3 protein-coding genes are annotated in these 2253 nt (G+C 28.1%); 2 read left to right on the top strand and 1 reads right to left on the bottom strand.

Annotation, left to right across the window (positions count from 1 at the left end; genetic code table 11):
* The first annotated feature begins 677 nt into the window (after window positions 1-677).
* Both ABTZ91_RS33945 and ABTZ91_RS33940 read left to right on the top strand, forming a co-directional pair.
* Window positions 678-1007: a winged helix-turn-helix domain-containing protein gene (locus tag ABTZ91_RS33945; protein ID WP_127738749.1), complete on the top strand. Its 330-nt coding sequence runs from the start codon at window positions 678-680 to the stop codon at window positions 1005-1007.
* Window position 1008: 1 nt separating this feature from the next.
* Complete coding sequence (locus tag ABTZ91_RS33940; protein ID WP_127738748.1) at window positions 1009-1242, top strand: hypothetical protein; 234 nt, start codon at window positions 1009-1011, stop codon at window positions 1240-1242.
* Window positions 1243-1286: 44 nt separating this feature from the next.
* Here ABTZ91_RS33940 and ABTZ91_RS33935 read toward each other — a convergent pair whose 3' ends face one another.
* Window positions 1287-2057 (bottom strand): hypothetical protein, encoded by a 771-nt coding sequence (locus tag ABTZ91_RS33935; protein WP_352081088.1) that lies wholly within the window; start codon window positions 2055-2057, stop codon window positions 1287-1289.
* Window positions 2058-2253: the final 196 nt, after the last annotated feature.

Genomic DNA, 2253 nt, shown 5'->3' with positions numbered 1-2253 from the left:
AAGTAGGAATAAGCTTACTTAATATTCATATCTTAATAATCGGAATTATGTTATCCTTGAATTACTCCAAAATAATATTACATACAGCTAAACATCACTTTCTGTATAAATCAAATATTATTTTTTTGAATACCATTTAGGATGATGCCATATTGTATTCGGTCAGAAAGTTATATATAGGAGCAGAATCCACTTTGTTTTTTTTGACTATGAAAACGGCTTGTTAGAAGTCCAAAATCCAAGAACTAAAGCGATAATCCTTATTAAATATGAGGATATAATTATTCGAATAAAATAATGCCGTCTTTGACGGTTTTTTTATTGGCCCCTTATAGGAATTAATGAACCTAACCTACTCAATCTCTGGAAATTCTATAGGAATTTTAAATGTAAGTATCCAGAGAAGGAGTAAAAGAACGAGTTATCTTATATGGTTCTTTTAACTATCAATCATGGATAACTTTGTGAAATAATGAACTTAAACTATCCTGCCCTGTTTCTCCCATAAGAGTTTTTTGTTTTCTTTTCTTGATATTCAAAAAGTAAGTCTCAACGGACAAAACTCTTTAACTAAACCTCGATGATCACCTTTTATATATTTTTAGGATATTTGAAATTTAATTAATTTTTCTAAAAATATTGACACATGTGTTACACGTGTAATAAAATACTTACATATGAAAGAAGAATATTCTAAAGAAATATTATTGAAGTCTCTTGAAGCCATGGCCAATCCACACAGATTAAAAATTATTGCAATTTTAGCAACAGGAAGACAATATGTGAGTGAACTAGCTCGTAATTTAGAAATTAGCAGGCCTTTACTTTACTTACATTTGCAAAAATTAGAGGAGGTTAATTTAGTTAAAAGTAATTTAGAAATTTCAACATCAGGTAAGGCGTTAAAGTTTTATGAATTAAGTTCTTTTCAAATTCAGTTAGATAAAAATGTAATTTATAAACTATTTCAACAAGAATTGAAAGATAATTTAAAAGGAGATTTTTAACTTGACGAATGTAACTACTTATTTAGGTCTATTTTCATTAATGCAAATTTTTCTTCCAATTATTTTAATTCTAATTGTTCTTTTTTTCATTGTAAAAACTGTTAAAAAATATGAAAAAAGAGCTGATGAAAGATTAAGGTTAGAAAAGCAACACATTGAAAGTAACCAGAAACAATTAGACGAAATTCATCAAAAAATAGATAATATTGAAAAAATGTTAAAAGACATTGAATGAATTAAAAAAATCTCTTTAAAAATAAAGAGATTTTTTTTTATTTATTAGTAACTATAGTCAGTACTATATGAATCTTTTCCAACAAAAAGTTTAATCCAACAAGTGCTGCTTGTTGCGCCGTTAAAGGCAACCCATGTGAAATCAAGTTTAGCAGATGCTTTTCCGTTTAGATTTTCTGTTTTTCTTGTAATCTTAAGGTTGTCGTAAGAAGCTGTACCGCCTATTCCTACAATTTTATAGTCATATACTCGTGAAATATAGTCATTACCACCTTGCACAATGGTGAAATCAGCATAAAAATGTGCATTAGCTATTCCAGTATATACATATGCTTTAGCTTTTTTGAAATTTTTATAACCACTTCCACTTGTAACAGTTCCTGGACTAACTGCAAATGTTGAAAAACCACCAGTAGTTGGAGCCTTTTCTGTAAATTCTACAATAGTTGGTTCTAATGTTGTTACTGCAATAGAACCATCTTTAAAAGTGGATATTGTTTCAACTCCATTTTCTTCTGTTGTTTTTTCAACAGTATTAACTGGTTCTTGACCTTGTTTAATAGAATCCCATACTTCTCCATTCTTTAATTTTGTAATCAATTGGTCTTGAGTTGTCTCATCTACATTATAACTAGTTAAAAATTCTTTTAGGGATGCTATATCTTCAGCAGTTATTTGCTGAGATTGTTCCACTACATTATTTGAGGTTGGGCTATCTAACTCACTAGCAAAACTTGTGGTAGCTCCCAACCCAAGAGAAAGCGCTAAAACTGGAATAGTTAAACCTGTAATGAATTTCTTCAAAATGATACCCACCTTTTTTGTAATTTTTTAAATTTTCCCAAATAACAATTTGATTATATACCCATACAAGTTATAAATCTACTAATTTTGTATAAAAATGTTATTTTTTTTAAAAAAAGGTAAAGAAAAACATTATCGATTGATAGAATTTTATTAAATTAACGTTAAATAATTACTAAAACTGAATAAAAAAGTGCCAATAACTAGA

Source organism: Streptomyces sp. NPDC126499, from assembly GCF_040302485.1.
GTDB lineage: Bacteria > Actinomycetota > Actinomycetes > Streptomycetales > Streptomycetaceae > Streptomyces.
The sequence above is the reverse complement of the archived record's forward strand: the minus strand, read 5'-3'. Positions and strand labels throughout refer to the sequence as shown.